The following is a 3,114-nucleotide window of genomic DNA, read 5'->3' on the forward strand; positions in this document are numbered from 1 at the left end:
TCCGAAGCTTTAAAACTTGTTCTCTGAATTTTCTTTTTTAGAATTTTCAGGGTTGCATTACTGTTTATTTGTCAAGGTTCTGTGTGCTGCTTTCTCAGCCGCAACAGTTGACATCTTATCACATGTCGTTTGGACTGTCAAGCACTTTTTTCAACTTTTTTTGCTTCTTTCAAGTTGTTGTTCCATCGCATCCGCGGTGGAGTTTTATTATAGCATCATGTTTCGTCAAATGTCAACATCTTTTTTAACTTATTTTTACAAAAGTTTTTCATATGTTTTCCATCTGGCAAAAGTGCGAAAAAAAAGAAATCTCAATCACTTAAGATTCTTTTTCCGCGAAGCTATAATCAGCTTCCCTTATATCGGTAAAGGGAACGGAGAAAGAGGGATTTGAACCCTCGCGCCGCTATAAACGACCTACACCCTTAGCAGGGGCGCCTCTTCAGCCTCTTGAGTATTTCTCCACAAAACTGAACTAATCCTCTACCAATATGAAGTGAACGCACCCTTAGGTGACGCAAAAGTTATTATACATAAGCTTCCACAGTTTGTCAATTCTTTTTGGGAAGTTTTTTCATATAATGTTGTATTACGCCTTTTCAGGGTTATTTTGAGTATATCCAATGATGGTCTCATCTATACGTCTTCTTACTTCTTCTGCAATCTGTGTTGTCTTCATATCTTTATATTCCTCGTAATACATGGGTTTCAGATAGAAGATCTTTACGGTAACAGGACGGATGCTGTTTTCATCAAAGGGAATAAACGAATCAATCAGGGCACAGGGGACTATGGGGCATCTGGCTTTCATTGCGCTCTTAAAGCTGCCGCCCTTAAATTCCAGGGTATGGTTTCCCTGTCTGCTTCTGGTGCCTTCGGGGAAAATAATGAAGTTGCGTCCCTGTTTGACCTCTTCGGCCATTTTCTGGATCACTTTCATTGACTGTCTTAAATCCTCCCTGTCAATGGTAAAAGCCCCGAGAGCCTTGCGGACCTGTTTGAGGAGAATGATATTGGCCGCTTCTTTTTTCATGACAAAGGCAAAGGGCCTGGGACAGGACTCCAGGAATACAAGCCCGTCAAAAAGGCCCTGATGGTTGGGGAACATGATAAATCCGTCTTTATCCGGTAAATTCTCCAGGCCATGGGCTTCTATTTTGACGCGGCCGGCACGGTTAGCTGCAAGCGTTGTCTTCTTCGCCCAGCGGAAACCTTCCTCATAACTGATGTTTTCATGGATGCTGCACCACCAGATGCGGCCAAAGTAGTAAAAGGCTTTAAAGAAAAGTCTGAGGACCATCAAAGCTATTCTCATAATATCTTTCTCTTTCTTATCTTTATTTTATTCGGTACGGTATTCTTCCAGGGCGGTTTCATAAAGGTTATTTCCCATACTGTCCATTACAACGATTACAGGAAAGTCCTTTACCTCCAGCCGGCGGACAGCTTCAGTGCCCAGATCTTCATAAGCTATCACCTCTGAGCATATAATGGATTTAGAAAGCAGGGCGCCGGCTCCCCCTACGGCGGCAAAGTAAACGGCGGTATTCCTGATCATTGCCTGTTTCACCGCTTCCGTTCTTTTCCCTTTTCCAATCATTCCCTGTAACCCCAGATCCAGAAGCGCGGGGGTATACTTGTCCATGCGGCTGGCCGTGGTGGGACCGGCGGAACCAATAGGGCGTCCCTGCCTGGCGGGAGATGGTCCCATATAGTAAATCACGTTTCCTCTGATATCAAAGGGAAGGCTTCCGCCCCTCTGCAGTGTCTCATACATCCTTTTATGAGCGGCATCTCTTGCCGTATATATAGTTCCCGTCAGGTAAACGTAATCTCCTGCCCTCAGGGCGGCCGCTTCCTCTCTGGCAAAGGGCACTTTCATATGTTTTTCCATGGCAATCTCCTTCCGGATAACGGTTCTCTTCTTATTATATAATGTAACATCAGCAGATATTGTATTACCTGCGCGAAGAACTACCATATAATGGGTATTATATGGTGCGTACTGAATGGCGGTTGACGTGACAGCAGATATTAACGGCTACAGGAAGCCCCGCTATATGGGTCGGGTATGTATTAATTTTCACTCCCAGCGCGGTGGTTGTCCCGCCCAGCCCGCCCGGTCCGATTCCGGTTTTATTGATTTTTTCCAAAAGTTCATCTTCCATTTCTTTTATATAAGGTATGTTTGATGAATCATCCAACGGTCTGGTGAGAGCCTGTTTTGCCATGAGAGCACATTTTTCAAAGGTTCCTCCGATACCGACGCCTACCACCATGGGCGGGCAGGCATTGGGTCCGGCGTCGCGCACCGCGGTAAGAATTGCATTTTTTACCCCTTCCATGCCGTCTGCGGGCTTCAGCATAAAAACACGGCTCATGTTTTCACTTCCGAAGCCTTTGGGGGCTACGGTTATTTTGACCTGTTCACCGGGAACTATACTGTAGTGGATGATTCCAGGAGTATTGTCTTTCGTATTTTCACGAAGGAGCGGATCTCCTACAACGGATTTTCTCAGATAGCCTTCCGCATAGCCCTGCCTGATTCCTTCGTTTACCGCATCCTCAAGAATCCCTCCTTCAAAATGGACATCCTGGCCTATTTCCAGGAATACGACGGCCATGCCGGTGTCTTGGCAAATGGGGATCCAATCCTGACCGGCAATCTGCAGGTTCTCCTGCAGTTGTCCCAAAACCTTCTGTCCCAGCGGTGATTTTTCACGGCGGGCGGCAGTTTCCAGCGCCTTTGCCATGTCAGGTGTCAGAACATGGTTTGCTTCTATACACATTTCTTTTATATTATCGGTAATTTCCGATAGCTGTATTGTTCTCATCAGTCCAATCCTTTCCTGTGTCCGTACTGCTGCGATTGTTCTCATTATATTATAGTTTTATTTTCTTGTCATCAGCGTTTTCGGGGCACAGCGCTGATTTGCTCTTGTGGGCCGTCTGCAGTTGTCATAGAATAGGAAGAAAGAAAAGGCTCTGAAAGTCCAGCTAAGAAATGTCAATAGGTAAAATGAAAAATGTTTACAAAGTTTTTTTCAAGCAGCTGATGTAAAAAAGGGTAACCTTAATAAACCCATTGCCATGGGATTTTAAAATGTAATTCAA

3 protein-coding genes and 1 tRNA gene are annotated in these 3,114 nt (G+C 45.0%); all 4 read right to left on the minus strand.

Going from position 1 to position 3,114, the window contains the following annotated elements; genetic code table 11:
* Window positions 1–375 precede the first annotated feature (375 nt).
* Window positions 376–464: transfer RNA gene (locus tag FYJ45_RS29015), tRNA-Ser, on the minus strand.
* Window positions 465–589: 125 nt separating this feature from the next.
* A complete protein-coding gene (locus FYJ45_RS29020; RefSeq protein ID WP_276918647.1) occupies window positions 590–1,318 on the minus strand; it encodes a lysophospholipid acyltransferase family protein in 729 nt (242 codons plus the stop codon).
* A 24-nt stretch (window positions 1,319–1,342) separates the two neighbouring features.
* Entirely contained in the window at window positions 1,343–1,894 is a 552-nt protein-coding gene (locus FYJ45_RS29025; RefSeq protein ID WP_195842042.1) for a Fe-S-containing hydro-lyase, read from the minus strand.
* A 97-nt stretch (window positions 1,895–1,991) separates the two neighbouring features.
* Window positions 1,992–2,834 carry a fumarate hydratase gene (locus FYJ45_RS29030; RefSeq protein ID WP_195842043.1) on the minus strand — a complete coding sequence of 281 codons (843 nt, stop codon included), beginning with the start codon at window positions 2,832–2,834 and terminating at the stop codon, window positions 1,992–1,994.
* Between the last annotated feature and the right edge of the window lie 280 nt (window positions 2,835–3,114).

The sequence above is a fragment of the Eisenbergiella porci genome (assembly GCF_009696275.1).
Classification (GTDB): Bacteria; Bacillota; Clostridia; order Lachnospirales; family Lachnospiraceae; genus Eisenbergiella; species Eisenbergiella porci.